The sequence below is a fragment of the Arthrobacter sp. LjRoot14 genome, from assembly GCF_964253905.1.
Lineage (GTDB): Bacteria > Actinomycetota > Actinomycetes > Actinomycetales > Micrococcaceae > Arthrobacter.
The window spans coordinates 2,814,471-2,839,204 of the sequence record NZ_CAXURL020000001.1 but is presented as its reverse complement, the minus strand read 5'-3'; the positions used below and the strand labels follow the sequence as shown (position 1 = coordinate 2,839,204).

The following is a 24,734-nucleotide window of genomic DNA, read 5'->3' as shown; positions in this document are numbered from 1 at the left end:
CCAGTCATCCCTTCTGGTTTAGGAACGGTTCCGTTCAATTGACTCGCCGATGATCCGCGCCCCTTCGGGGAAGGCGCCCGGGTTGGACCCGGAGTAGTTGAGGCGGATAAATGCGCCGGCCGGTTCGGCCGGGAACCACTCCCGCCCGGCAGCAATGATGACGCCCCGGCTTTCGCAGTCACGGGTCAGCCGATCGAGGTCCGTCCCGTCGGGCAGCCGTGCCCAAAGATTCAGGCCTCCCTTGGGAACCTGATCGATGTGCGCCTGCGGTGCGTGCTCGCGGATGCTGGTCACCAGGAGGTCGCGGCGCGACTGGAGCTGGTGGCGGAGGCTGCGCAGGTGCGTCTGCCACCCGGGCTGCGTCACGACGTCCAACGCTGCGGCCTGGAGCAGCCCGCTGACGTACATCGACTCGGCTGCCCGGTCCGCGAGGATGCGCTCACGTGCCGGGCCGCGAGCGATCACGGCGGCAATGCGGATGGCCGGCGACACGCTCTTGGTCAGGGAACGCAGGTACACCACATGGCCGGAGTCGTCGCGGGAGGCGACAGGCACCGGACTGGTGGTGATGCCGAAGTCGTGCGCCCAGTCGTCCTCCACCAGGAATGCACCCTTCCCCCGCACTACCTCCAGGACCTCTTCCCCCCGCCCCGGCGCCCACTGAGCACCCGTCGGGTTCGCGTAGTTGGGTTGCGCGTAGAAGAGGCGCGCGCCGGTTTCGTCAAACGCCCGGGCCAGTTCCGCCGGGTCCGGGCCGTCCGGACCGCTGGGTACCGGGACGACGCGGACTCCGGCCTGGGCCGCTGCGAGGATGGCTCCCCAGTAGGTGGGGGATTCCATCAGCAGAGGCTGTCCGCGGCCCGCGAGCGCGCTGAAGATGGAGCTGAGCCCGCTCTGGCTTCCCGGCAGTACGACGACGTCGCTCGGGTTCGGCGGTGTGGTTCCGGCGGGTGTCGAGGCGCCGAGTTCGCGGGCGAACCACGATTGCAGTTCCGGCAGGCCCGCTGCGGGTGGACGGGACAACGCGGCGTCGCCCCGGGCTGCGCGGGTGAGTGCTGCACGCACCAGGCGCTCCGGCAGGAGTTCCCGGTCCGGGTAGCCGGAGTGGAAGGCGATGGCGTTGTTCGCGACGTCGCGCATGGTGGTGGAGGCCGACGGAAGCGGTGCCCGTGGTGACCGCAAGGCCGCCGTCTGCCAGCCGTAGTCCGAGGGGCGTGCGGTCCGGACGGCCCGGACGAAGGTTCCGACGCCGGGCCGGCTCTCAATGAGCCCCTGCGCTGTAAGGGTCTGCAGTGCCTTTTGAACGGTCACCGGACTTGCCTGGTATTCAGCCACCAGCGATCGCGTGGACGGCAAGCGGGCCCCGGGTGCTGCTGCGGCGATCCATTCCCGCAGTCGCGTGGCAATCCGGGAACTGCTATCGTTGTTCATGAAAGACCATAGTAGCGCTACTGCGCCAAAAGCTCGAGTGATATTGACCGGACCGCCTTCCGGCCTCTGGTGGGGCATCCTTGGAGTAGCGGCCTTCTCGTTTACCGTTCCGTTCACGAAGGTCGCCGTCGCGGGAATGTCGCCGCTGTTCATCGGATCCGGACGCGCGGTCGTGGCCGCTGTCCTGGCCGCTGCCGCCCTCACCCTCGCGCGTCAGCGACTTCCCCGCGGCGTGCAGTGGGCCCGCCTCGCGGTGGTGGCCGCCGGCGTCGTGATTGGCTTTCCCCTGCTGACATCCTTCGCGCTCGCCACCACTCCGGCCAGCCACGGCGCGGTGGTCATCGCACTGCTCCCGGCTGTGACGGCGACGGCGGCAGTGCTGAGGGGCCGCGAGCGTCCGCCGATGTTGTTCTGGCTTATCACCGGTGTGGGCGCCCTGGCTGCCATCGGCTTCGCTTCGATGCAGTCCGGCGGATTCGGACAGTTGCACTCGGCGGACCTGCTGCTCCTTGGCTCAGTGGTCGCAGCGGCCATCGGCTACGCGGAGGGCGGCCTGCTGGCCCGTGAGCTCGGCCCCTGGCAAACCGTGTCCTGGGCATTGGTGCTTGCGTCGCCGCTCATGGTGATCCTGACGCTGTTTGCCATGGTCCAGCAACCACCGACGGCCACTCCGGTCCAGTGGGCGGCGTTCGCCTATCTCGGTGTGGTGAGCATGTTCCTCGGGTTCTTCGCCTGGTACCGGGGCCTGGCCATTGGGCCCATGGCGCGGGTCAGCCAAGTACAGCTCATCCAGCCCGTACTGAGCATCTGCTGGGCCGGGCTCCTACTGGGCGAGGCCCTGACCTGGACCACCATCATCGGTGGCCTGGCCGTCGTCCTCTGCGCCGGCGCAGCTGTCCGGGTCCGACTCAGCCCGGTGCCGACTCCGCAGCCCAACCTTCACGCCACAAGATCCCTCCAGCCCGCAAAGGATTAGCACCATGTACACCCCAGCCCACTTCGAAGCCGGACCTAGCGCCATCAGCGACCTCCTGGCCCGGCCGGCCGCAGCCAATCTGGTCACCATGACCTCGCAGGGCCTGCTCGCAACGCTGTTGCCGTTCGTTTTCGATCCGTCTGTCGGAAGCCACGGCGCCCTGCACACCCACCTGGCCCGGAACAACATGCAGTGGTCCGAACCGGCGATAGGCGAGGCACTCGTCATCATCCAGGGCGCGGACGCTTATATTTCGCCGTCCTGGTATGCCTCAAAGGCTGAGCACGGGCGCGTCGTACCCACCTGGAACTACACGACGGCGCACGTATACGGCGAGTTGGTGATCCACGACGACCCGGTCTGGCTGGCCAGCCAGGTCAGGCGGCTGACGGACGTGAACGAAGCCGGCTTCGGTCAGCCGTGGAGCGTGGACGATGCCCCGGAGCGCTATATTGCCGGGCAGTTGCGGGCCATCGTCGGCCTTGAGCTGGTGATCACCAGGATCGAGGCGAAGGCCAAGCTGAGCCAGAACCGGCCTGATGCGGACCTTGACGGCGTGGTGGCGGGACTTGCTGCCAGGGGCCAGGCAGAGAGTGCCGCCGACGTCGAGCGGGCAAGGCAGCCGTAAGCGCCCGTAAGTCCGGAGCCCACAGCACAGGGCGGCCCTTCCGTTCGCCGGAGGGGCCGCCCGTGTGGTGCGGTGTGCCGCGCAGTCTGATGGACCGCGGATTAGTGCGGCTTAGTAGAAGTGCACGGTGTCCACGAGGTGGGGGAGTTCCCCGCCGTCAAGGAACGTGCGCAGGTTGCTGCTGAAGCGTTCGGCGATCAGCCGGTTCTCGGCTGCGCTCAGCGCCGAGGTGTGCGGGGACACCATCACCTTGGGGTGGTTCCAGAGCGGGCTGTCCTGCGGCAGGGGTTCGACGGCGAACACGTCCAGGCAGGCGTACCCCACCTGGCCGTTGTCCAGCGCTTCCAGGAGTGCGTCTTCGTCCACCACGGTGCCGCGGCCTACGTTAACGAAAACCGTTCCCGGCTTCATGGCAGCGAACACTTCACGGTTGAACAGCTTTTCCGTGTAGGGCGTGCCCGGCAGGGTGTTGACCACTGCGTCAGCCGAAGCGAGCAGGCCGGGCAGTCCGTCGTTGTCGACAACGTCAACGATTCCCTCGATCGGCTCCACGTTCCGTTTGGTACCGCTGACCTTCATTCCCAGTGCGCGGGCGATGCGGGCCGTCTCCAGCCCGATCTCGCCGAGGCCGGTCACCACGAGCGTGGAGCCGTTGACCAGGCGGGTCGGCGTCCGCAGTTCGGGCCAGACCCTGGCTGCCTGGTCCGCGGCGAGCTCGGCGCTGCGCTTGAATCCGTTGAGGATGCCCAGCGCGGCGAACTCCGCCAGCGGCAGGGCGTGCACGCCGGCCGAGGTGGTGACCCTGAACTTCTGCAGGGTTTCCTGATCCAGGCCGGATGCCTTCACTGCTCCGCCTGCACCCGCGGCCATGGCATGGATCCACTGGAGCCGGGGGTTGCTGCCGGCAATGCGGGCAAGTCCGGACGGGCTCTCGTTGGGAAAGCCGTACAGGACATCAGCCTTGTTCAGCATGTCCCAGTACCGTTCCTCCTGGTCCGGAGTGCGTTTGAAGTCCGGGTCGCCGGCGTGGTCAGCGGGAAAGCGTTCGGGCGGGAGGAGATCGGGCTCGTACAGGACGGTCACGGAAGGATCTACGGCGCGGATGCGCTCCACCAGCTCAGCTTCGAGCGGGACGGCGATTGCGACGGTGGTTTTAGTCGTCATGGTGTTCATCATACTGAATGGAGGCTAGGATATTGAACAGATTTCCTCCCATTAACCCGACGATCAACCACAATGAAGTGAGGTGGCGCTGCCGATGAGCGTGCAGACAGACCCTGATGTGAGCGAAGAGTTGAGCCGGAAGAGGGCCGGCTTCGTAGGGCTGGGCCTGATGGGCGGCCACATGGCAGCCAACCTGCTGAAGGCCGGCTGGAACGTCACCGGCTGGAACAGGTCCGCGGCCGCCCTGGACGATTTCGCCGCGCGCGGCGGCATGCGCGCGGCGGATGTTGCCTCGTTGCGCGACGAACCGGTCATCATCTTTATGCTCCCTGACCTGTCCTACATCGAGGACGCGGCGGCAGGGCTCCTCGCAGGCTGGGCCGAAGAGCCGCCCGGGCAGGGCACCGTCGTTGTGGTCATGAGCAGCGTGTCGCCGGCGGCCGTACGGGAGTTCGGGGTGAGGGTATCCGCCGCGAGCCGGGGCAACGCCGTCGTGGTTGACGCACCCGTCAGCGGCGGCACCAAAGGTGCCGAGGACGGAACCCTTGCCATTATGGCGGGCGCGGGGGAGCAGGACTTCCAGCGGCTCCTTCCCCTTTTCAGCGCTATGGGCGGCACGGTCCGCCGGCTGGGGCCGCTGGGTTCCGGATCGCTGGCGAAAGCCTGCAACCAGCTCATCGTGGGAACCACGACGGCGGCGCTCGCCGAAGCCGCCGAGCTCGCCGAACGCTCCGGCATGGACGTTGCGGCGTTGTACGAGGTGCTCGCCGGCGGGCTGGCAGGCAGCAGGGTCCTGGACATCGTCGGGCCCCGCCTCGCTGCGAAGGACTACGAGCCCACCGGACCCGCGAAATTCATGCACAAGGACCTTTCCTTCGTCCTGGAGAGTGCCGCCGCCGTGGAAGCCGCCGTACCCATGGCCACGGCCGGCGCCCAACTGTACGCCGAACTGAAGCGCCAGGGACTCGGGGACCTGGACCTCGCCGCCGTCCGGCAAACCATCGCCAATCTCAGCAGGGACGCAAGTCACAAGCAGTAGTAACAACCAGAAGTCATGACAGCAGTCAGAACCGGCAGCCACACCCGGCAGTCGAGACCAATTGAGGAACAGCCAACCATGAGTGCACTTTTTGACCTGACGGGGCGCGTTGCCCTGGTGACCGGTTCGAGCAGGGGGATCGGCAACGCGCTGGCGAGGGCCCTGGCTGATGCCGGTGCCACCGTGGTGCTGAACGGCATCAACCGGGAACGGCTCAAATCCGCCGAGGCCGCGATGGCCGCCGACTATCCGCCGGGGCGGGTACACAGCTGCGCCTTCGACGTCACCAGCGACGCCGAGGCCGCGCGCGGCGTCGCCTGGGTGGAAGAGAACGTGGGGCCGCTGGAGATCCTGGTGAACAACGCCGGGATCCAGCACCGGGTGCCCATGCTGGAGCTGGATGTGAAGGACTGGGAACGCGTCATCTCCACGGACCTGACCAGCGCCTTCCTGGTGGGGCGGGAAGCGGCCCGGCACATGATCCCGCGCGGCCGGGGCAAGATCATCAACATCTGCTCGGTGCAGACCGACCTGGCCCGGCCCACCATCGCCCCGTACATCGCGGCCAAAGGTGGACTGCGGAACCTGACCCGGGCCATGACCGCGGAATGGGCGGCGTCCGGCCTGCAGATCAACGGGATCGCACCGGGCTACATCCACACCGAGATGACCCAGAACCTGGTGGATGACGAGCAGTTCAACGCCTGGATCCTGGGACGCACCCCGGCCCACCGTTGGGGGACCGTGCAGGACCTCGCCGGCCCGGCCGTCTGGCTGGCCTCCGACGGTTCCAACTTCGTGAACGGCCAGACCATCTTCATCGACGGCGGAATGACGGTGGTGGTCTGATGTCCAACAGCGAAGACCTGCCTGCCGCAGCCCTTCCCGTCTCTGGTCCTGCCGTGGTGGCCCACGCGGCCGGTGACCTCCGGGTCGAAGACGTACCTGTGCCGCCTCCGGGTTTCGACGAAGCGGTGGTGGAAGTGGCCTTCGGCGGCATCTGCGGCTCCGACCTCCATTACTGGCTCCACGGTGCCGCGGGTGAGTCCATCCTCCGCGCACCTATGGTCCTGGGGCATGAAATTGTGGGAACGGTCCTGCACGCGGCTGCTGATGGCACCGGACCTGCAGCCGGCACCCCGGTCGCCGTTCACCCCGCCACCCCCGGCCCGGGTACCGCACGGTATCCCGAGGACCGGCCCAATCTGTCGCCGGGCTGCACCTACCTGGGCAGTGCCGCCCGTTTCCCGCACACTGACGGGGCCTTCAGCCGCTACGTGAACCTGCCGGCGCGGATGCTCCGTGCACTGCCTGCTGGACTCAGCCTCCGGACTGCCGCACTCGCCGAACCGGCCAGCGTCGCCTGGCATGCCGTCGGCCGGGCCGGTGACGTCGCGGGGAAGACTGCCCTGGTGATCGGCAGCGGCCCCATCGGTGCGCTGGCTGTCGCCGTGCTGAAACGCGCCGGTGCCCGGCGGATTGTGGCCGTGGACATGCATCCAAAGCCACTGGAAATAGCCCGGGCCGTCGGCGCCGACGAAGTCCTCAAGGGAGACGAAAGCGACGCCATCGCAGCGGTGGAGGCGGACGTGGTGATCGAATCCTCCGGCAGCCACCACGGTCTTGCCTCCGCCATCAAGGGCGCTGTCCGCGGCGGCAAGGTGGTGATGGTGGGCCTGCTGCCGTCCGGACCCCAGCCCGTCCTGATCTCGCTGGCCATCACCCGTGAGCTGGAACTCCTGGGCTCCTTCCGCTTCAACGGCGAAATCGACGAGGTCATTGCCGCACTCGCCGACGGCACCTTGTTCGTTGACCCCGTGGTCACCCACGACTTCCCGCTGGAACGCGGGCTCGAGGCCTTCGAGGTGGCCAGGAACTCGGCCGAATCGGGGAAGGTGCTGCTGGACTTCAGCCCTGCTGCAGGGGGATGAAAACCCTGGGCTGGTCCCGCCAGCCGGCTTCCATTTCGGAGATCGTCTCGCGCATGATCCGGCTGGACGCCTCGCGGGCTCCGGCAGCATCCCCCGCTGCGATGGCCTCAGCAACGTCCACATGCCACTGCAGGGCGGTCTCACGCGGATGGTCCGGCATCAGGCCGTGGACGGTCCGGCCGGTCAGCGTTTCGGCCACCTGCCCGACCAGGTTCGCGAACATTTCGTTTCCGGAGCCCGTGAGGAGGAGCGAATGGAACTTGATGTCCAGCTGCAGGAACTCCGCCACGCTGCCGGCCTGGCCGGCGTCGCGCATTGCCCGCGAGACATCCAGCAGTTCCCTGCGGATCTCCTGGGGGGCGTTTGCGGCGGCCAGTTCCGCGGCCACAGGTTCGACGGCGGAGCGCAGCTCCGCGAGGGACCTCAGCTGGGCGCCGCGGCCGTCGCCGGCCAGGCGCCAGCGGATCACCAATGGATCGAACGGATTCCAGCGGCTTGACGGCAGCACCCGGATACCTACGCGCTTGATGGTCTCCACCAGGCCGAGGGACTGGAGGACCCGGACCGCTTCGCGCACCACTGAGCGCGAGACCTTCAGCTCGTCTTCGAGCTGCTCAGCCAGCATCACATGGCCCGTGGGAAGCGCGCCGCTGACGATGCGGGTGCCGAGGTGTTCGATGGCGCGGTGGTGGAGGCTGGTTGACATAGTCGTAAGCATAATCGGGCCGGCGCTGCCGTCCTGTGCGTGCACGGACCCCGCCGGGCGTCCGCCAGGCGGAACGCCGGCAGCATCATAGACTGTTTTGTGACGCGCCACCTTCCAAAACGTGGGCGCAACTTTCCGGTAGTCGGCGGAAATACATATGGTTTATTGACAGCCACTGGTTCTTAAAGCGTGTTCCGCAGGAAGTGCGGAACAGAATGCACACGTTGCACAGAAATGAATTGGAGTTTTGATGTCAGCACACATCGGTGTCACCGGCCTTGCGGTGATGGGGGCCAACCTTGCCCGCAACCTGGCCCGGAACGGCTTCACCGTTGCCCTGCACAACAGGTCTGTTGAGAAGACTGACGCGCTGCTGGAAAAGCACGGACACGACGGCGACTTCGTGCGTACCGAAACCCTCCAGGAGCTTGTGGATTCCCTGGAAAAGCCGCGCCGCGTGCTCATCATGGTCAAGGCCGGCAAGCCGGTCGACTCCGTGATAGAGCAGCTTGAGCCCCTCTTGGAGGCAGGCGACATCATCATCGACGCCGGTAACTCGCACTACGAGGACACCCGCCGGCGCGAAGCCGCACTTGCCAAGAAGGACCTGCACTTCGTGGGCATCGGCGTGTCCGGCGGTGAGGAAGGCGCCCTGAACGGCCCGTCCATCATGCCCGGCGGTTCCAAGGAGTCCTACGACGCCCTCGGACCGCTGCTGGAAAAGATCGCCGCCCACGTTGACGGCAAGCCCTGCTGCGCCTGGATCGGTACCGACGGCGCGGGCCACTTCGTGAAGATGGTCCACAACGGCATCGAATACGCCGACATGCAGGTCATCGGCGAAGCCTTCGACCTCCTCCGCTCCGGTGCAGGCATCGAGCCGGCCGAGCAGTCCAAGATCTTCGCCGAATGGAACAAGGGCGAGCTCGCCTCCTTCCTGATCGAAATCTCCGCCGAGGTCCTCGGCCACGTGGATACCCGCACGGGCAAGCCGTTCGTCGACGTCGTGGTGGATGCCGCCGGCCAGAAGGGAACCGGCCGCTGGACTGTCATCTCGGCACTCGAGCTGGGATCCCCGACGTCGGGCATTGCCGAATCCGTGTTCGCACGCGCCCTCTCGTCCCAGGCCGAACAGCGCAAGCTGGCCCAGGAGCTGCTCGCCGGTGAGGAAATCGCCGTCGAGGTTCCGGAGACGTTCGTTGAGGACGTCCGCCAGGCGCTTTACGCCTCCAAGCTGGTTTCCTATGCCCAGGGCCTGGACATGCTGACCTCGGCCGCGAAGGAATACGGCTGGGACCTGAAGCTGGACGAGATCGCTTCGCTCTGGCGCGGCGGCTGCATTATCCGTGCGGAACTGCTGAAGGAAATCACCAAGGCCTACGCCGCGGACGAAAAGCCGGCCAACCTGCTGTTCGCACCGGCCTTCACCAAGGCCATCGCCGAGGTGCTGCCGGCCTGGCGCCGTGTTGTTGCCACTGCCGTGCAGCTGGGCATCCCCGTGCCGGTGTTCTCCTCCTCGCTGGCTTACTACGACGGCCTGCGCCGCAAGCGCCTGCCCGCCGCCGTAATCCAGGGCCAGCGCGACCTCTTCGGCGCGCACACCTACGGCCGCGTCGACGCCGAAGGCACTTTCCACACCCTCTGGGGCGAGGACAAGTCCGAAATCGAGGCAGTGGACACCCACTAGCTTCAACGCCACACCGGCTCAGACACCAACGGTGACATCAACGGCCGGCGCTTCCCGGATACTCTGGGAGGCGCCGGCCGTTGGGGTTAACGGGCTTTGTCCGTCCCATGGGCGCCGTCCGTTCACTGATTTGCCGTTTCTTAGGAGTGCAGCCCATGTCGCAGCCAGTAGCGTTTGTCACCGGTGCGTCCACCGGCATCGGGTTCGAGGCAGCCAGGAAGCTCTGTGGGCAGGGATTTACTGTGTATGCCGGGGCCCGTCGGGTTGAGATGATGGAGCCGCTGAAAGCATTCGGCGTGAACGTACTGGCGCTGGACGTCACTGATGAAGCGTCCATGGCAGCAGCAGTGGGCGGAATCCTCGAGGCCCACGGCCGGATCGACGTCCTGGTGAACAACGCCGGCTACGGATCCTACGGATCGCTGGAAGAAGTCGAGCTGGCCGAAGGCCGGCGGCAGTTCGACGTCAACGTCTTTGGCCTGGCCCGCATGACCCAGTTGGTCCTGCCGGCCATGCGCGCAGCGGCGCAGGGGAGGATCATCAACGTGTCCTCCATCGGCGGCAAGATGTACGAGCCCCTGGGGGCCTGGTACCACGCCACGAAGTTCGCGGTCGAGGGCCTGAGCGACTCTTTGCGCCTCGAACTCAAGCCCCACGGCATCAAGGTGTCAATCATCGAACCGGCGGGCACACAGACAGAGTGGGGCGCCATCTCCGGCGAGAGCCTGCTGGAAACGTCCGGGCACGGTCCCTACCGGGACCAGGCCAAAATCGTCGCGGCGGCGCTGGCCTCCACTGAAGGCTCCGGCATGTCCACGCATCCGGACGTCATTGCCGACGCCATTGTCCATGCCGCCACCGCCGCCCGGCCCAAGACCCGATACCCGGTGGGCAAGGGGGCGCGAGCCATCCTGACCCTGCGAAGGATCCTTCCGGACACCGTCTTCGACGTGGTGCTCTGGACGATCTACAAGCGGTTTGCCGCCTAGATCCGGTATTCGATGTAGTATTCGGCCGGATCCACGGCGGGCTTGGTTTCACGCTGGGCATCACGGTGGCGCCAGGTCGCCGGGACGCCGGTGATGATGGATTCCGGCGGAGCGTCCTTGACCACCACGGCATTGGCGCCCACGGCGCTGTCGCGTCCGATAGTGATGGGGCCCAGGATCTTGGCGCCGGCACCGATGGTCACGCGGTCCCCGATGGTGGGATGCCGTTTGACCTTTGCCAGGGAGCGTCCGCCAAGGGTCACACCGTGATAGATCATGACGTCCTCACCGATTTCCGCTGTTTCGCCAATGACCACGCCCATGCCATGGTCAATGAAGAACCGCTTGCCGATCGTGGCGCCCGGGTGGATCTCGATCCCGGTCAGGAAGCGCGCAAGCTGCGAAATCAAGCGTGCAGGGAAGCGGAGCGAGGGATTCTGCCAGAGCTTGTGCGTGAGGCGGTGCGCCCAGATGGCGTGGAGGCCGGAGTAGGCGAAAAAGTTCTCAAAAGAACCTCGAGCCGCCGGATCGTGCGACCGGGCGGCGTCGAGGTCTTCCTTAAGTCTTGCGAAAAAGCTCACAAAGACCTTTCTACAGGAAACGGTGAATGTCGGGCTAAGGCTTAGCCCCGGATGTCGTCATAGAGCACGGTGGAGATGTAACGCTCGCCGAAGTCGCAGACAACAGCGACGATGAGCTTACCGGCGTTCTCCGGGCGCTTGGCGAGCTCGAGGGCTCCCCAGACGATTGCACCGGAGGAAATGCCGCCCAGGATGCCTTCCTTGACGCCGAGGTCGCGGGCAACACGGACGGAGTCCTCCAGGGTGGCGTCCAGGACTTCGTCGTAGACGTTAGTGTCCAGGATTTCGGGAATGAAGTTGGCGCCGATGCCCTGGATCTTGTGCGGGCCGGGAGCGCCGCCGTTCAGGATGGCGGAGTCCTTCGGTTCGATGGCGACGATCTGGACGTCCGGCTTGCGTTCCTTCAGGACCTGGCCGACGCCGGTGACAGTGCCGCCGGTGCCGATGCCGGCGACGAAGATGTCCACCTTGCCGTCGGTGTCGGACCAGATTTCCTCGGCTGTGGTGGTGCGGTGGATCTCCGGGTTGGCTTCGTTGGCGAACTGCTGTGCCCAGATGGAGTTCTCCGTGTTGGCGACGATCTCCTGGGCCTTTTCCACGGCGCCCCGCATGCCTTCAGAGCCGGGGGTCAGCACGATTTCCGCGCCGAACGCGCGGAGCATGACACGGCGTTCCGTCGACATGGTCTCCGGCATGGTCAGGATGACCTTGTAGCCGCGGGCCGCACCCACCATGGCCAGGGCGATGCCGGTGTTGCCGGAGGTGCCTTCGACGATGGTTCCGCCGGGCTTGAGGGCACCGGACTTCTCGGCGGCGTCGACAATGGCCACGCCGATACGGTCCTTGACGCTGTTGGCCGGGTTGTAGAACTCGAGCTTGACCGCCACCTGGGCGTCGAGGCCCTCAGTCAGCCGGTTGAGCCTTACCAGCGGGGTGCCGCCGACAAGCTGGGTGACGTCGTCGTAGATCCGTGCCATGTATTTGTGCCTATCTCTGAAGAGTTCTCTGAACAGCGAATACTGAGGTCAGCCTAACGAGGGCGGCAGGACCGCTGCTAAGCATTAAGCCATGCAGAGTAATATTTCCGCGCCTTCGCCAGTTTCGGGTTGATGATCACCTGGCAGTAGCCCTGCTCCGGATGCTTGGCGTAATAGTCCTGGTGGAAATCCTCCGCCACATGGAACACGGGCAGCCTGCTGACTTCGGTAACGATCGGATGCGCCCACAGCGCCTGGTTCCGTTCGATGGCTTCTTCGAAGAGGATCTTCTCTTCGGTGGTCTCGTAGAACATGGAGGAGCGGTACTGGGTGCCGACGTCGTAGCCCTGGCGGTTGAGCGTGGTGGGATCGTGAAGGGCAAAGAACATGTCCAGGATGACTTCTGCCGGGATCACGTCCTCCTCGAAACTCACCGCAACCACTTCGGCATGGCCTGTGGTGCCCGAACAGACCGAGTAATAGTCCGGATGGCGGTCGTGGCCGCCGGTGTAGCCCGAAATGACCGACGTGACCCCTTTGGTTTTTTGGTAGACGGCGTCAAGGCACCAGAAGCAGCCTCCGCCAAGCACAAAAGTTTTCATGTCCTCTTCAATGGTCGAAGCGTGCTGATGATTCCCCCACCACCTTACGAGACTGTTACGGGTGCAGGCGAAGCCGGCGGATAGGGTAAAAATGAGGGTATGGAACCTGTGAACACCGACGTTGCAGAAGACGCGCGAAATACTGCTGATCCCGCCGGTGCCGAGGCCGCCGAATCATCCGCTGTACCCACGCTCGGCGAGGTCCTGCTGGCAGTGGAAGAGCTCTGGCCGGAGTCCCTGGCCGAGGAATGGGACGAGGTGGGGCTGGTCGCCGGCCATCCGTCGGCAGAGGTCAGCAGGATCATGTTTGCGGTGGATCCCACCCTTGACGTCATCGAGGAAGCCATTGAGTGGGGCGCCGAACTCCTGATAACCCACCATCCGCTCCTGCTTAAGGGAGTCACCTCTGTTGCGGCCACGACCGCGAAGGGCAAGGCGGTCCACCGACTCATCGAGTCCGGGACCGGTCTCCTGACCGTCCACACCAACGGTGATTCCGCCGTCGGGGGCGTCTCCGATGTCCTGGCGGACGCCCTGGGCCTCCACGATGTAGTGCCGCTCACGCCCGCGCCGAACGGCCTGCCGGAAGAAGGCATCGGCCGGGTGGGCGACCTTGAGGACGTCATGACGCTGGGAGACTTCGCCGCCCGGGTCTTCGGCATTCTGCCCTCGGTGGCCGGCGGCGTGAGGGTCTCAGGAGACAAGGACGGCCTGGTGCGGCGCGTCGCCGTGTGCGGCGGCGCGGGGGACTCCCTGTTCAATGAGGTCAGGGCGAGCAACGCCGACCTTTTTGTAACCGCGGACCTCCGCCACCACCCGGCGTCCGAAGCCCGTGAGAATGCCCTGAATGACCGGCCCTACCTCATTGACGTTTCGCACTTCGCCAGCGAGTGGCTGTGGCTGCCGGCGGCGGCCGAAGCCTTGGGCAACGTCCTCAGCGACCAGGGCCACGACGTCGACATCCGGGTCAGCACCACCAACAGCGATCCGTGGGACTTCATTCTGACTCCGGGCGGGGACTAGAGTCTAAACTGCGCCGGTCCGGTGCCCGGCTGCGGCCGGTAGGAACAAGCGGAGGTAATAGTGGCCAAGGCAGCACCGGCGGAACAGTTGAAATTGCTCGAACTGCAAGGACTCGACGCCAGGCTCAAATCGCTGTCCAACCGCCGCCGGACCATCGAAAGCGATCCCCGGATCAGCGACCTTCAAGCGGCGCTGTCCGTTGCCAATGGCGAACTCGGAGCGGCGAAAGTGGCCGTCCACGACGCCGAAGCCGAGCTCAAGCGTGCCGAAACGGACGTGGAGCAGGTGGCCTCCCGGATCGAGCGGGACGAAGCACGGCTGAACAGCGGCACCGGCCTGTCCAAGGACCTTGTTGCCCTGCAAAGTGACATCGCTTCGCTCAACAAGCGGCGGTCGGCCCTCGAAGACGTGGAACTGGAGGTCATGGAACGCCTGGAGGGGCTCCGTGAGCGTCAGTCGGCCCAGCAGAAGATCGTGGACGATGTCCAGGGCTCCTTTGGCGGGATCCGCGCGGAGCTGGACGCCGCCCTGGCCGAGATTGCCGCAGAGGCCGCAGAGGTGGGTGCCAGGCGTGCGGAGTTCGCCGCAGGCCTTGACGCCGGCCTGCTGGCAATCTACGAGAAGACCTTGGCCAAGCGCGGAGTGGGCGCGGCCCGGCTCTTCCATGGAAAGTCCGAGGGCTCGGGCATGCAGCTCAGCCCCGGTGACCTGGCTGAAATCAAGGCAGCCGCCGAGGACGACATCGTCTTCTGCCCCGACTCCGGCTGCATCCTGGTGCGCTCGGCCGAATGGGCCTAAGCCGGCAGGACGATGTTCAGTGCGTGCGCCTTGCGGGGAGTGCCGTCCACTAGTTCGGATTCCCACTTTTCGCGGGCCGCTTTGAGCAGCTGGGCCGGGGTCCCGGGAGCGGAGCCCCGGCGTGTCAGCAGGTGCCGGGCCAGCTCGCCGCGGGTGTGCTTGGCGAAGTGGCTGACCACCTTGCGCACACCGTTGTTTTCGGTGAAGACGTTGACGGCGACCGTCTGCGCCGGCGGGGGAGCCCAGGCGGCGGAATAGGTGCTCGAGCGGCAGTCCACCAGGAGCTCCCCTTCGGTCTCGGCCGCCAGGGCCTCGGAAATCTGGGGCTTCCAGAACGAGGCGAGGCGGCCGACGTCGGGCAGTGACGTTCCCATCGACAGCCGGTAGGCCGGCACCCGGTCGGCGAAGCGGATGGCGCCCCAGAGCGCGGAGATGACCACTACCGATTCATCCGCCTTGCGGCGCTGCGCCGCCGTCATCGACCGGTAGCCCAGGGCGTCGTACAGGACGCCGGAATAGACCTGGTGCGCGGGGGCCGCCGGTTCGGTGTGCAGCCGGGTGTTGCGTTCGACGTCGGCACTCAGCGAGGCGCCGACGCCCAGCAGCGCGAGGGCGTCCCGGTGGGCACTGACGTTTCCCAGTGCGTCGAGGACCTTCGCGCGGTACGTGTTCAGCCCGGGGAAGCTCAGGGCGGTCCAGTCGACGGAGTCACCATGGACAGCGGGGGTCTTGCCTTCGGACGGGGGGAGCAGAATCAGCACCGTACGATCTTACCGGCGCCGCGGATTGGTGCTGAGCGGTGTTGCCTTAGGCCAGGTTCCGGCCCAGGAACGAGAAGACATCCGGGAGGATGGAGCGCCAGTAGCCGCTGTCGTGGCCGCCGTCCTGGAATCCTCCCTCGTGTTCCCCCGGGAGCCCGCTCACATACTCCTTGACGCTGTAGAGCAGGTTGTCTGAGGTGCCGCAATCGATTCTCTTGGGCAACGTTTCCAGTTCCGGCCTGAGCGCAAAAATATCGTTGGCCGCGAAGTCGGCGGCGCTGTCAAAGTTGTCCGCGCGTCCGTCGTCGTACAGGCTCCAGACGGCCGGGCTCATCGCTGCGACGGCGCGGAGCCCGGGGATCCGGTGCTGCGAGGCGAGGAGCAGTGCGCCGAAGCCTCCCATGGACAGCCCAAACACGGCGAGCCTGCCGGTGTCGAGGCCCTGCCCGGCAAGCAGGGGGATGAATTCCTCCACCACCATGGCCTGGGTGTCGGTGCCTGTGTCCCGGCGGTGCCACCAGCTTTCGCCGCCATCCACCGCCGCGATCGCGAATGGAGTCCCGCCCCGCGCTACGTGCTGTGCCAGGAGCCGGTCCGCTCGGAGATCGTCAAAAACCATACGATGGTCAGCGCCTGTCCCGTGCAGGAAGACGGCAACGGGGAGGGGACCTTGATCGCCGCTGGAGCCGCGGTCCGGAACGGCTACGGACCAGTTCGTGTCGGTGTCCGGGCGGAACTTCGACGTGAAGGATCCGCTGCGCACTTCCGCGGCCGAACCCTCGGGGCCGGCGCTGACGGGCGCGCAGGCGGCCAGCAGGGCGGCAGTCACGCCCCCGGCTCCGAGTTGCAGCAACCGCCGGCGTCCGAGCGTCGGAAGATCCATACGCCGATCATAGACGCGGAGGCTCCGGATACCGGGCCGGCTCAGGCCGCCTTGACCGGCGGTTTGGCGGCAGCCGTGGCCGCCTGGTTCTCGCGGGCGAGGAACGCGGACAGTTCGCCGATGGTGCTCATCAGCGGCGCCGGGAAGACGACCGTGGAGTTCTTGTCCACGGCGATTTCCACCAGGGACTGCAGATTCCGCAACTGCAGGGCAAGCGGGTGGGCCATCATGGTGTCCGAAGCCTCGCCGAGGGCGGCTGCCGCGATGGCTTCGCCTTCAGCGGCGATGATCTTCGCCCGCTTCTCCCGCTCGGCCTCTGCCTGGCGGGCCATGGCGCGCTTCATACTGTCGGGAAGCTGGATGTCCTTCAGCTCCACCAGCACCACCTCGACGCCCCAGGCGAGGGTCAGCTGGTCCAGAATTTCCCGGATATCACTGTTAATGCGCTCGGTTTCGGACAGCGTCTGGTCCAGGCTGTGGCGGCCCACCACCTTCCGCAGGGTGGTCTGGGCGATCTGGTCGATTGCCGCTGCGACATTTTCAATGGCCACGACGGACTTCACGGCGTCCACCACGCGGTAGTAGGCGACAGCGGAGATGTCCACGCTCACATTGTCCTGGGTGATGATGCCCTGCGACTGGATGGGCATGGTCACTATCCGCAGGCTGACCAGCGGAAGGCGGTCAATAACAGGAATGATGAACCGCAGTCCCGGCATCCTGACGCCAATGACCCTTCCCAGCCGGAAGAGCACGCCTTGCTCGTACTGCCGGACGATCCGGATGGACATCTTGAGGAGGATGAGCAGCAGCAGTGCGACGGCGATGGCGATAAACGAATTGGTGGGGTCCATCAGGATCCCCTCCTTCTTGCCTGGTGTGGTCTTGTTCAATTGTCCCACCAAGGGATCAAAAAGCGCCCGGCACCCGCTGCGCAAACGGGCGCCCGGGGTTGCCCGTAGAATGGACGGCGGATGGGTTGACCAGGCGGCCGCGCGTCACGCAAGTGGCTCGAGGAACGTCCGGGCTCCGCAGAGCAGGGTGGTGGGTAACGCCCACTCGGGGTAACCCGCAGGCCAGTGCCACAGAGAACAGACCGCCTGCCTCGGTCCGTGTCCGCACGGTCCGTGAACAGGTAAGGGTGAAACGGTGGTGTAAGAGACCACCAGCTTCCCGGGTGACCGGGAAGGCTAGGTAAACCCCACCCGGAGCAAGGCCAGACAGGACACGTTCGAGGGCTGCTCGCCCGAGTGTCCGGGTAGGCCGCTGGAGGGCGTCGGCAACGGCGTTCGTAGATGGATGGCCGCTATTCCTGCCCTGGCAACGGCGCGGGAACACAGAACCCGGCGTATCGGTCAACCCATCCACCACCACCGGCGCCGCGGGGCCCGTGGCAGGGCGTCGGCAACCGTCTGTAAAAACGACAAGGGGCCGGCACCGTGTGGTGCCAGCCCCCGCCGGTAGAGACCGGGTTTCAGGTCAGGCCTTGGCCTTCCGCTTCACCCATCCCCAGGCCGCCGTAGCGACAAACAGGATGAGGCCGATGACAGCCAGCCAAAGCAGGCCTTTCACGACGAAGCCCAGGATGGAAAGAATGAGCCATATGACAAGAAGTGCAATGATGAGTCCCATTCGGACATCCTATGTCAAGGGAGTGCGGTCCGGCGTGTGAGTGACTTCACGCTTTTCCGGGCGCGGGAGAACCCGCCGCCGCCCTAGAATGGATAGCGAACGTAGAAGTTCTGCCGCCGGGTCTGCGTTCGCAGCCGGCGGTTTTTCTTTGCGCTTCTCCAAGGTGTCCGGGGTGGACCGAATCCCCGCCGATGCCTGTGCCCCGGAATACCTCCGGTGGCCGACATCCGCATACGAGGACGTATGTGGTTGACCCAAGGAAGGTAGTTCTGTGAGCCAGACGTCAGATTCTTGTCTTGATACGTGGATGGGCCGTGAGGCGCTAGCCGAGGCCATGATCCCGGTCATCGGCCGGCTGTACCGCGAGAACAACGTGGTGACCTCCATCCACGGCCGCAGCCTGATCAACAAATCCACCATGAACATCCTGAAGGCGCACCGCTTTGCGCGACGGATGAGCAAGGACGAGCTGCTCCTGGAAGAGACGGCCCCGCTGCTGGATGCCCTCGCCGGGCTGGACCTGGGCGCTGCGGCTATCGACATTGCCCGCCTGAACCAGAAGTTCAAGACCGAGGCCAACGGTGCAAGCCTGGATGAATTCCTGCGCGCCGAACTCGCCGACATCGTCGGGAAGCGCGGCGGCGACGACCGCACCAGCACCGACGTCGTGCTCTATGGCTTCGGCCGCATCGGCCGCCTGCTCGCGCGCCTGCTCATTGAAAAGGCCGGCGGCGGCCACGGCCTCCGGCTCCGGGCCATCGTGGTCCGCCGCGGCTCGGACAACGACCTCGCCAAGCGTGCCAGCCTGCTCCGCCGGGACTCGGTCCACGGCTCGTTCGAGGGCACCATCAAGGTGGACACCGCCAACAACACCATTACGGCCAACGGTGTCCAGGTCCAGGTCATCTACTCTGACAACCCTTCAACCGTGGACTACACGGCCTACGGCATCAAGGACGCCCTCGTGGTGGATAACACGGGACGTTGGCGCGACGCCGAGGGCCTGTCCCAGCACCTCCTGAGCAAGGGCGTTTCACGCGTCCTGCTCACGGCACCGGGCAAGGGCGAGCTGAAGAACATCGTCCACGGCATCAACCACGGCACCATCCTTGACTCGGACAAGATCGTTACGGCCGCGTCCTGCACCACCAACGCCATCACTCCGGTCCTGAAGGCCATCAACGACAAGTTCGGCGTCGTCCACGGGCACGTCGAGACGGTGCACTCCTTCACCAACGACCAGAACCTGATCGACAACTTCCACAAGGGCGACCGTCGCGGCCGCTCCGCCGCGCTGAACATGGTGATCACCGAAACCGGTGCCGCCAAGGCCGTCGCCAAGGCACTGCCCGAGCTGCTGGGCAAGCTCACCGGCAGCTCCATCCGCGTTCCCACCCCGGACGTGTCGCTGGCCATCCTGAACCTGAGCCTGGAACGCGGCACCACCAAGGACGAAGTCAACGACTACCTGCGGCAGATGTCCCTGCATTCCGAGCTGCGCAAGCAGATCGACTACATCGATTCCCCCGAGGTTGTTTCCACCGACTTCGTCGGCTCCCGCCGCGCAGGCATCGTTGACGGCCTGGCCACCATCTCCAACGACAAGAACCTGGTCCTCTACGTCTGGTACGACAACGAGTTCGGCTACAGCTGCCAGGTAGTCCGCGTGATGGAGGAAATGGCCGGCGTCAACCCGCCGTCGTTCCCCGTCAAGGAACCGGCCGCCGCACTGGCAGCCATCGCGGTCTAATTCCCGGGACAGGTCCGGTCTGAGGTTTCCCGGCCGATGCTCTGGCATCGGCCGGGAAACGGACCCAAAATGGAGTCATGGAACACGAATCGACTCTCGAACATGAAACCACCCTCGAACACGCCCTCGACGTAGCACGGAAAAACCATAAGGAAGCCACCCGCCTCCTGGACCAGGCGCGAGTGTCGCATGCCGCGGGAGAGATTCCCGACAGCAGGATCAAACAGCTTGAGGAGCTGCTCGACCTTGCCGCCAACGACCTCAAACGTGTGTTGAAGGAGCAGTAACACCTCCTCCACACTGTGGATAAGAGGCCACGTTGTCGGTGGCCGCCCTAGGCTCGTCCGGTGCATAGGAATTTTCACCGGGCAGGGCAACCATGACCATCAGCTGGGCGGCGTACCGCCGTGCCCGGCGCCGCTCCCGCCAGGCCTGGGCTGTCCTGATCGTGCTGGCTGTGGGGCTGGTTTCCGCCGTCTGCTGGTTTTTCACCGCAGGCCAGTTCGCCGCGGCAGAGCCGCCTGTCACCGGCCCGAGCGAAGCCCCCGTGCTGGATACTACGTGGATGAAAGCCGTTCCCTCGGTCCGGCCGGTGCCCGGCGGCCGGGCTGTGGAAGCGCTGGAGGCACTTGCGGTGAAGGGCCGGGCGGCCAACGACAATTACGAGCGTACGGCATTCGGCCAGGCCTGGCTGGACGTGGACCGCAACGGCTGCGACACCCGCAATGACATCCTGCGGCGGGACCTCGACGGCGCACAGTTCACGGAGGGCTCCCGGTGCCGGGTGGCAGGCGGTGAATTCCATGAGCCGTACACCGGCGCGGTGGTCACGTTTACCAGGGGAGCGGAGAGCAGCAAGGCCGTCCAGATCGACCATGTCGTGGCACTCGGTGACGCCTGGCAGAAAGGCGCCCAGCAGCTCACGCCGCAACAGCGCCAAAGCCTGGCCAACGATCCTCTCAACCTCGTGGCCGCGGACGGTCCGGCCAACCAGGAAAAAAGCGCTTCGGACGCAGCCAGCTGGCTGCCGAAGAACAAGGCCTTCAGATGCCACTACGTGGCGCGCCAGATCTCCGTTAAGGCCGCTTACGGCCTGTGGGTGACCCCGGCGGAGAAGGACGCCATGAAGCGGGTCCTCGACTCATGTCCGCAGCAGCAGACTGTCATACCGCGGTAGGGCAGCAAGGAGTCCTGCGGGTTAGTGACCGAACGGGTCGGGGTCGACGCCGGGCATCCACGTCAAACCGGGAACCCCCCAGCCGCTCCGTTTAGCCTGCTTCATGGCTTTCCGGGCATAGCGATCCATCAGCCGGTTCACGTAGAGCTTGCCGTCCAGATGGTCGTACTCATGCTGGATGATCCGGGCGAACCACTCGGTCGCCTCAAAGTCCACCGGGTTCCCGTCCCCGTCGAATCCCTGCACCCGAGCCCACTCCGCACGCTTGAGCGGGTACTGGCCGCCCGGGAACGACAGGCAGCCCTCCACTTCCTCGTCCGGGTCCGGGAGTGCGCCGGAAACCTTGGACAGCGTCAGGACGGGGTTCACCACAACCCCTGTGGGGGGCACGCCGTCGTCGTTGGCGAACTTGTAGACGAAGAGGCGCTTGCCCACGCCCACCTGGGGGGCTGCGAGGCCCACGCCGTTGGCGGCGTCGTTCGTTTCGAACATGTCGGCGATGAGGGTGCGGAGTTCGTCGTCGAAGACTTCCACTTCGGCGGCCCGGCGGTGGAGAACCGGCTCGCCCCAGATGGTGATCGGCAGAACGGTCATGTCAGGCGGTTCCTTTGATGCAGTGCGGTGAAACACAAAAGGCCGCACCGGATATCCGGTGCGGCCTCCTTGCTGGACGGCGGCAATACCATCCTGTGAGGGTGAGCTACGGGGGTTGAACCCGCGACCTCCTGGACCACAACCAGGCGCTCTGCCAACTGAGCTAAGCCCACCACGTGCCTGAGGACCATCCGGCTAACCGGCTGTCTTGGAAGGCAACGTCATATAGCTTACCTGCTCCGCGGAGCTGTTTTTGCCACTTTTGCCTGTTTCGAGGAAATTTCCCTCAAACGTGGCGCAGATTACTTCTCCGACGGTTCCGACAGGGGCTCGGCGGAGGCCATGACGGCTTTGGAAATCCGCTGCGCTGTGGCACTGTCCGGACCCGGCGCGGGGACGAAGATAGCCTCCCGGTAGTAGCGCAGCTCATCGATGGAATCCTTGATGTCTCCGAGCGCGCGGTGCCCGCCGTGCTTGGCCGGAGCCTGGAAGTATGCCCGCGCGAACCAACGACGGGAGAGTTCCTTGATGGTGCTGACGTCAATCACCCGGTAGTGCAGGTGCTCAACTACCGCAGGCATGTCCCGGGCGAGGAAGACGCGGTCCGTGCCCACGGAATTGCCTCCCAGCGGAGCCTTGCGGGGATCCGGAACCCACTTTGCGATGTAGTCCATGATCACTGCTTCGGCCTCAGCCATCGTCTTGCCGTGCGGAAGCTCTTCGAGGAGCCCCGAGCGTGTGTGCATGTCGCGGACGAAATCGTTCATCTGGGACAACGCGGCATCGTCCGGGCGGATGACGACGTCGACGCCGTCACCGAGGATGTTGAGTTCGGAGTCCGTCACCAGGGCGGCCACCTCAATGAGGGCGTCGTTCTTGATGTCCAGGCCGGTCATCTCGCAGTCGATCCAGACAATGCGTTCGTTAGTTATAGGCACCCGCCCAGCCTACCGTTCAGCTGCCACGGAGCTGTCCGATGCTAGGATTTCGGATACGTGGCGGTGCCTCTTTTTCATTGCTGCGGCCCCACCCCCGCCGGCTTGCCCGGCTATCACCGGGTGAAAAACGCCCCACAACAGATTGGACGATCCTGAGATGACGGCGCGTGTGCCTGCGGCGGGAAAAGTGGCTGCCGGCAGGTCGCCGGAGCCGGCCACTGCCGAAGTGGACAACGCGCTCTCGCCGCTCCTCTCGGGGTTCGCCGGCTCGATGTTCATGGCGATCGGTTCGCTGGGCGTGGGCTGGCTCGCGCCTGTTTCCGAGCTTCGCCGCCTGCCGCTGTTCATCTGGATGCGCACGGAAGCGGTAGGGGTGGCGCTCTCCATTGTGCTGCTGGCCGTGGGCGGCATGCTCCTGGTGCGTGCCTGGCTTCGCCTTGGCCAGCGGGTCCGGGTCTGGGGTGCAGGCGCCCGCAAGGCCACGCTGCAGGCTGTGGCTCTGTGGGGGCTGCCCATGATGTTCTCCGTGCCGCTCTTCAGCAGGGACGTGTACGCCTACATCGGGCAGGGGCGCCTGATGGTGGAAGGCTTCAACCCTTACGAAAACGGGATCTCGGCGCTGTCCAACTACTTCCAGCTCGGTGCCGACAAGATGTGGACTGAAGCGCCCGTTCCCTACGGCCAGCTGTTTCTCTGGATCGAACAGCTGGTGGTGTGGTCCACCAATGTGCAGCCTGAGGCCAGCATCATGCTGTTCCGCGTCGCCGCCCTGGTCGGCGTGGTCCTGTGTATCGTGTACGTCCCCAAACTGGCAGAGCTGCACGGCGTCAATCCGCACCGGGCACTGTGGCTCACCGCAGCCAACCCGTTGTTCCTCACCAACTTCATCGCCAGTGTCCACAACGATGCACTTATGATCGGACTGGCGCTGGCCGGGCTCTACTACTGTGCCACCCGGCGCGTTCTTTTCGGCCTGGTCCTCGTGACGCTATCCATCTCCGTCAAGCCGATCACCATCGTTTTCCTGCCGTTCATAGGGCTCCTGTGGGCCGGCAAGAACGCCGGCTGGCCGCGGAAGTTCGTCTTCTGGGGGCTCACTGCCGGCATCAGCCTGGCCATCCTGTACCTGATGAGCATGGTGAACGGCTTTGGCTTCGGCTGGGTGAACGGACTCTCCGCCCCGGGCAGCATCTGGATCTGGTACGCGCCGGTGGGCCTGCTGGGACTTGTGGTGGCCTCCATCTCCAACGCCTTCGGCCTGGACGGCTGGGGTCTGGCCAAATGGGTTTACGACGCCGGCAAGCTGCTGGCCGTTGGAATTGTCGCCTGGCAGATCTTCCGCGGCGACCACGACCGCCTGATGCGCCGGCTCACGTTGGGGTTCGCGGCAGTGGTCCTGCTGGCGCCCATGATCCAGTCCTGGTACGTCGTGTGGCTTATCCCGCTGTTCGCCGTGACGGGTATCCGGGATGACTGGCAGGTGAAGGCCCTCTACTTCATCGTGTCCTTCTTTATGGTCTACGCCATTTCCGACCAGCTGGAAGTCTTCCCGTACCTGCAGACGGAGGACCTGGGCCTTCCCCTGGCCCTGGCGCGCAACGCGGCGGCCATCATCGCGCTGATGTTCGCGCTGTACCTGATCTTCCTCGATCCCAAGACCAAGCAGCTGTTCAGCAAACCCGACGAGCCGGTAACCACCCGCCCGGTTATCTAACCGGCAGGTTCCGGAGGGCCTCGCGGCGGGAGAGCGGGCTGAGCGCGGTGTCGTGCCTGGCCACAAACTGACGGACCCAGTCGGCATCGGTTTTTGCGTACTCACGCAAGGCCCAGCCAATCGCTTTGCGGATAAAGAACTCCCGGTCGGCCAGGTTGGGCTCGATGACCGAGGCGAGCAGCCCCGGATCGGTAGCGGATTTTGCCCCGAGCTGCGCCGTGATGGCAGCCCTGCGAACCCACATGTCAGGGTCGCTGCTCCAGGAACGGAGCACCCGGCCGAGCTCCGGACGGTGTGCCTGCAGCAGATCGCAGATCCGGTGCGCCACTCCGTCCACAAGATCCCACCATGCACCGGTCCGGATGATTTCCTCGTACACGGGAAGCATCTCCAGCCTGCCCCTGGCCGGCCTCGCACCCGTCAGGTCAATGGCGGCGTAACGCTCTTCGCGGAAGGCAGCTGAACGCCAGAGCTCCAGGACAGTGTCGCTCAGCTCCTCGAACGACCCGCAGGGCCACTGCCCGGCGGCGCCATTCGTGATCTTGCGGACCTCGGGAACCCTGACTCCCAGCGTCGGCATGTCCGATTTCATGTAGGCCCGGCTTCCCGCGGCCCGTACCGGATCCGCCGCTGCCTTCAGCCTGGTGCGGATCCCGGCGATCAGTTCGTCGTTGGCCATGGTGGATACTCTACTGACGGGCCGGCAGGCACTATAATAGTGAGCGCTAACACACGTATTCCGGCAGCATTGGA

26 protein-coding genes, 1 tRNA gene and 1 other RNA gene are annotated in these 24,734 nt (G+C 65.5%); 14 read left to right on the top strand and 14 right to left on the bottom strand.

Annotation, left to right across the window (positions count from 1 at the left end; genetic code table 11):
• Positions 1-18: 18 nt before the first annotated feature.
• Positions 19-1,431, bottom strand: coding sequence for a PLP-dependent aminotransferase family protein (locus ACSQ12_RS12775; protein ID WP_436065642.1), 1,413 nt, complete (start codon positions 1,429-1,431; stop codon positions 19-21).
• Between ACSQ12_RS12775 and ACSQ12_RS12770 the strand changes: the two genes are divergently transcribed.
• Positions 1,430-2,407, top strand: a complete 978-nt coding sequence (locus ACSQ12_RS12770; protein ID WP_436065641.1) for a DMT family transporter — start codon at positions 1,430-1,432, stop codon at positions 2,405-2,407. The two genes, ACSQ12_RS12775 and ACSQ12_RS12770, sit on opposite strands and share 2 nt — an antisense overlap.
• 4 nt (positions 2,408-2,411) lie before the next feature.
• Positions 2,412-3,035 (top strand): FMN-binding negative transcriptional regulator, encoded by a 624-nt coding sequence (locus tag ACSQ12_RS12765; RefSeq protein WP_436065640.1) that lies wholly within the window; start codon positions 2,412-2,414, stop codon positions 3,033-3,035.
• Between the two features lie 111 nt (positions 3,036-3,146).
• Here ACSQ12_RS12765 and ACSQ12_RS12760 read toward each other — a convergent pair whose 3' ends face one another.
• Complete coding sequence (locus ACSQ12_RS12760) at positions 3,147-4,211, bottom strand: D-2-hydroxyacid dehydrogenase (RefSeq protein ID WP_436065639.1); 1,065 nt, start codon at positions 4,209-4,211, stop codon at positions 3,147-3,149.
• Positions 4,212-4,293: 82 nt separating this feature from the next.
• Here ACSQ12_RS12760 and ACSQ12_RS12755 point away from each other — a divergent pair, with 82 nt between their 5' ends.
• From ACSQ12_RS12755 to ACSQ12_RS12745, 3 genes are all read left to right on the top strand, one after another.
• The gene (locus ACSQ12_RS12755) at positions 4,294-5,238 is read left to right on the top strand and encodes an NAD(P)-dependent oxidoreductase (protein WP_436065638.1); all 945 of its coding nucleotides are present in this window, start codon (positions 4,294-4,296) and stop codon (positions 5,236-5,238) included.
• A 78-nt stretch (positions 5,239-5,316) separates the two neighbouring features.
• Complete coding sequence (locus ACSQ12_RS12750) at positions 5,317-6,087, top strand: SDR family oxidoreductase (protein WP_436065637.1); 771 nt, start codon at positions 5,317-5,319, stop codon at positions 6,085-6,087.
• Positions 6,087-7,169 (top strand): L-idonate 5-dehydrogenase, encoded by a 1,083-nt coding sequence (locus ACSQ12_RS12745; RefSeq protein WP_436065636.1) that lies wholly within the window; start codon positions 6,087-6,089, stop codon positions 7,167-7,169. The genes ACSQ12_RS12750 and ACSQ12_RS12745 overlap by 1 nt, the downstream gene beginning before the upstream one ends.
• Here ACSQ12_RS12745 and ACSQ12_RS12740 read toward each other — a convergent pair.
• Entirely contained in the window at positions 7,147-7,875 is a 729-nt protein-coding gene (locus ACSQ12_RS12740; RefSeq protein WP_436065635.1) for a FadR/GntR family transcriptional regulator, read from the bottom strand. The genes ACSQ12_RS12745 and ACSQ12_RS12740 overlap by 23 nt on opposite strands.
• A 250-nt stretch (positions 7,876-8,125) precedes the next feature.
• Here ACSQ12_RS12740 and gndA point away from each other — a divergent pair, with 250 nt between their 5' ends.
• Together gndA and ACSQ12_RS12730 are read left to right on the top strand one after the other, a co-directional pair.
• On the top strand, positions 8,126-9,562 hold the full coding sequence (gene gndA / locus ACSQ12_RS12735) for an NADP-dependent phosphogluconate dehydrogenase (RefSeq protein ID WP_209744020.1): 1,437 nt from the start codon (positions 8,126-8,128) through the stop codon (positions 9,560-9,562).
• A gap of 155 nt (positions 9,563-9,717) precedes the next feature.
• Positions 9,718-10,551 carry an oxidoreductase gene (locus tag ACSQ12_RS12730; protein ID WP_436065634.1) on the top strand — a complete coding sequence of 278 codons (834 nt, stop codon included), beginning with the start codon at positions 9,718-9,720 and terminating at the stop codon, positions 10,549-10,551.
• Here the strand turns inward: ACSQ12_RS12730 and epsC are convergent.
• From epsC to msrA, 3 genes are all read right to left on the bottom strand, one after another.
• On the bottom strand, positions 10,548-11,132 hold the full coding sequence (gene epsC, locus ACSQ12_RS12725; protein ID WP_011692289.1) for a serine O-acetyltransferase EpsC: 585 nt from the start codon (positions 11,130-11,132) through the stop codon (positions 10,548-10,550). The two genes, ACSQ12_RS12730 and epsC, sit on opposite strands and share 4 nt — an antisense overlap.
• Before the next feature lie 41 nt (positions 11,133-11,173).
• Complete coding sequence (cysK, locus tag ACSQ12_RS12720; RefSeq protein WP_011692288.1) at positions 11,174-12,109, bottom strand: cysteine synthase A; 936 nt, start codon at positions 12,107-12,109, stop codon at positions 11,174-11,176.
• A gap of 77 nt (positions 12,110-12,186) precedes the next feature.
• Complete coding sequence (msrA, locus tag ACSQ12_RS12715) at positions 12,187-12,711, bottom strand: peptide-methionine (S)-S-oxide reductase MsrA (protein ID WP_011692287.1); 525 nt, start codon at positions 12,709-12,711, stop codon at positions 12,187-12,189.
• 99 nt (positions 12,712-12,810) lie between these two features.
• On the opposite strand from msrA, the gene ACSQ12_RS12710 reads away from it, so the two are divergent.
• Together ACSQ12_RS12710 and ACSQ12_RS12705 are read left to right on the top strand one after the other, a co-directional pair.
• Complete coding sequence (locus ACSQ12_RS12710; RefSeq protein ID WP_436065633.1) at positions 12,811-13,734, top strand: Nif3-like dinuclear metal center hexameric protein; 924 nt, start codon at positions 12,811-12,813, stop codon at positions 13,732-13,734.
• Between the two features lie 60 nt (positions 13,735-13,794).
• On the top strand, positions 13,795-14,532 hold the full coding sequence (locus tag ACSQ12_RS12705) for a zinc ribbon domain-containing protein (RefSeq protein WP_436065632.1): 738 nt from the start codon (positions 13,795-13,797) through the stop codon (positions 14,530-14,532).
• Here the strand turns inward: ACSQ12_RS12705 and ACSQ12_RS12700 are convergent.
• Genes ACSQ12_RS12700 through ACSQ12_RS12690 form a run of 3 tightly spaced genes read right to left on the bottom strand, consistent with a single transcriptional unit; the run spans position 14,529 to position 17,030 of the window.
• Positions 14,529-15,293 (bottom strand): YaaA family protein, encoded by a 765-nt coding sequence (locus ACSQ12_RS12700; RefSeq protein ID WP_436065631.1) that lies wholly within the window; start codon positions 15,291-15,293, stop codon positions 14,529-14,531. The genes ACSQ12_RS12705 and ACSQ12_RS12700 overlap by 4 nt on opposite strands.
• A gap of 46 nt (positions 15,294-15,339) precedes the next feature.
• On the bottom strand, positions 15,340-16,176 hold the full coding sequence (locus tag ACSQ12_RS12695) for an alpha/beta hydrolase (RefSeq protein WP_436065630.1): 837 nt from the start codon (positions 16,174-16,176) through the stop codon (positions 15,340-15,342).
• Between the two features lie 41 nt (positions 16,177-16,217).
• Positions 16,218-17,030, bottom strand: coding sequence for an SPFH domain-containing protein (locus tag ACSQ12_RS12690; protein ID WP_436066996.1), 813 nt, complete (start codon positions 17,028-17,030; stop codon positions 16,218-16,220).
• A 121-nt stretch (positions 17,031-17,151) separates the two neighbouring features.
• Between ACSQ12_RS12690 and rnpB the strand changes: the two genes are divergently transcribed.
• Positions 17,152-17,543: RNase P RNA component class A (rnpB, locus tag ACSQ12_RS12685), an RNA gene on the top strand.
• 112 nt (positions 17,544-17,655) lie between these two features.
• Here the strand turns inward: rnpB and ACSQ12_RS12680 are convergent.
• A complete protein-coding gene (locus ACSQ12_RS12680; protein ID WP_011692281.1) occupies positions 17,656-17,808 on the bottom strand; it encodes a hypothetical protein in 153 nt (50 codons plus the stop codon).
• A 271-nt stretch (positions 17,809-18,079) separates the two neighbouring features.
• Between ACSQ12_RS12680 and ACSQ12_RS12675 the strand changes: the two genes are divergently transcribed.
• From ACSQ12_RS12675 to ACSQ12_RS12665, 3 genes are all read left to right on the top strand, one after another.
• A complete protein-coding gene (locus ACSQ12_RS12675) occupies positions 18,080-19,558 on the top strand; it encodes a glyceraldehyde-3-phosphate dehydrogenase (protein WP_436065629.1) in 1,479 nt (492 codons plus the stop codon).
• 77 nt (positions 19,559-19,635) lie between these two features.
• On the top strand, positions 19,636-19,845 hold the full coding sequence (locus ACSQ12_RS12670) for a hypothetical protein (protein ID WP_209744044.1): 210 nt from the start codon (positions 19,636-19,638) through the stop codon (positions 19,843-19,845).
• A 92-nt stretch (positions 19,846-19,937) separates the two neighbouring features.
• Positions 19,938-20,735, top strand: coding sequence for an HNH endonuclease family protein (locus ACSQ12_RS12665; protein WP_436065628.1), 798 nt, complete (start codon positions 19,938-19,940; stop codon positions 20,733-20,735).
• Between the two features lie 21 nt (positions 20,736-20,756).
• On the opposite strand, the gene def is transcribed toward ACSQ12_RS12665, so the two are convergent.
• The 3 genes from def to orn form a co-directional block, all read right to left on the bottom strand.
• Positions 20,757-21,329, bottom strand: coding sequence for a peptide deformylase (gene def / locus ACSQ12_RS12660; protein WP_209744050.1), 573 nt, complete (start codon positions 21,327-21,329; stop codon positions 20,757-20,759).
• A gap of 100 nt (positions 21,330-21,429) precedes the next feature.
• Positions 21,430-21,502: transfer RNA gene (locus tag ACSQ12_RS12655), tRNA-His, on the bottom strand.
• Between the two features lie 129 nt (positions 21,503-21,631).
• Positions 21,632-22,267, bottom strand: a complete 636-nt coding sequence (orn, locus tag ACSQ12_RS12650; RefSeq protein ID WP_436065627.1) for an oligoribonuclease — start codon at positions 22,265-22,267, stop codon at positions 21,632-21,634.
• Positions 22,268-22,424: 157 nt separating this feature from the next.
• Here orn and mptB point away from each other — a divergent pair, with 157 nt between their 5' ends.
• On the top strand, positions 22,425-23,981 hold the full coding sequence (gene mptB, locus ACSQ12_RS12645; RefSeq protein ID WP_209744056.1) for a polyprenol phosphomannose-dependent alpha 1,6 mannosyltransferase MptB: 1,557 nt from the start codon (positions 22,425-22,427) through the stop codon (positions 23,979-23,981).
• Here mptB and ACSQ12_RS12640 read toward each other — a convergent pair.
• Positions 23,974-24,660, bottom strand: coding sequence for a DNA alkylation repair protein (locus tag ACSQ12_RS12640; RefSeq protein ID WP_436065626.1), 687 nt, complete (start codon positions 24,658-24,660; stop codon positions 23,974-23,976). The two genes, mptB and ACSQ12_RS12640, sit on opposite strands and share 8 nt — an antisense overlap.
• Positions 24,661-24,734: the final 74 nt, after the last annotated feature.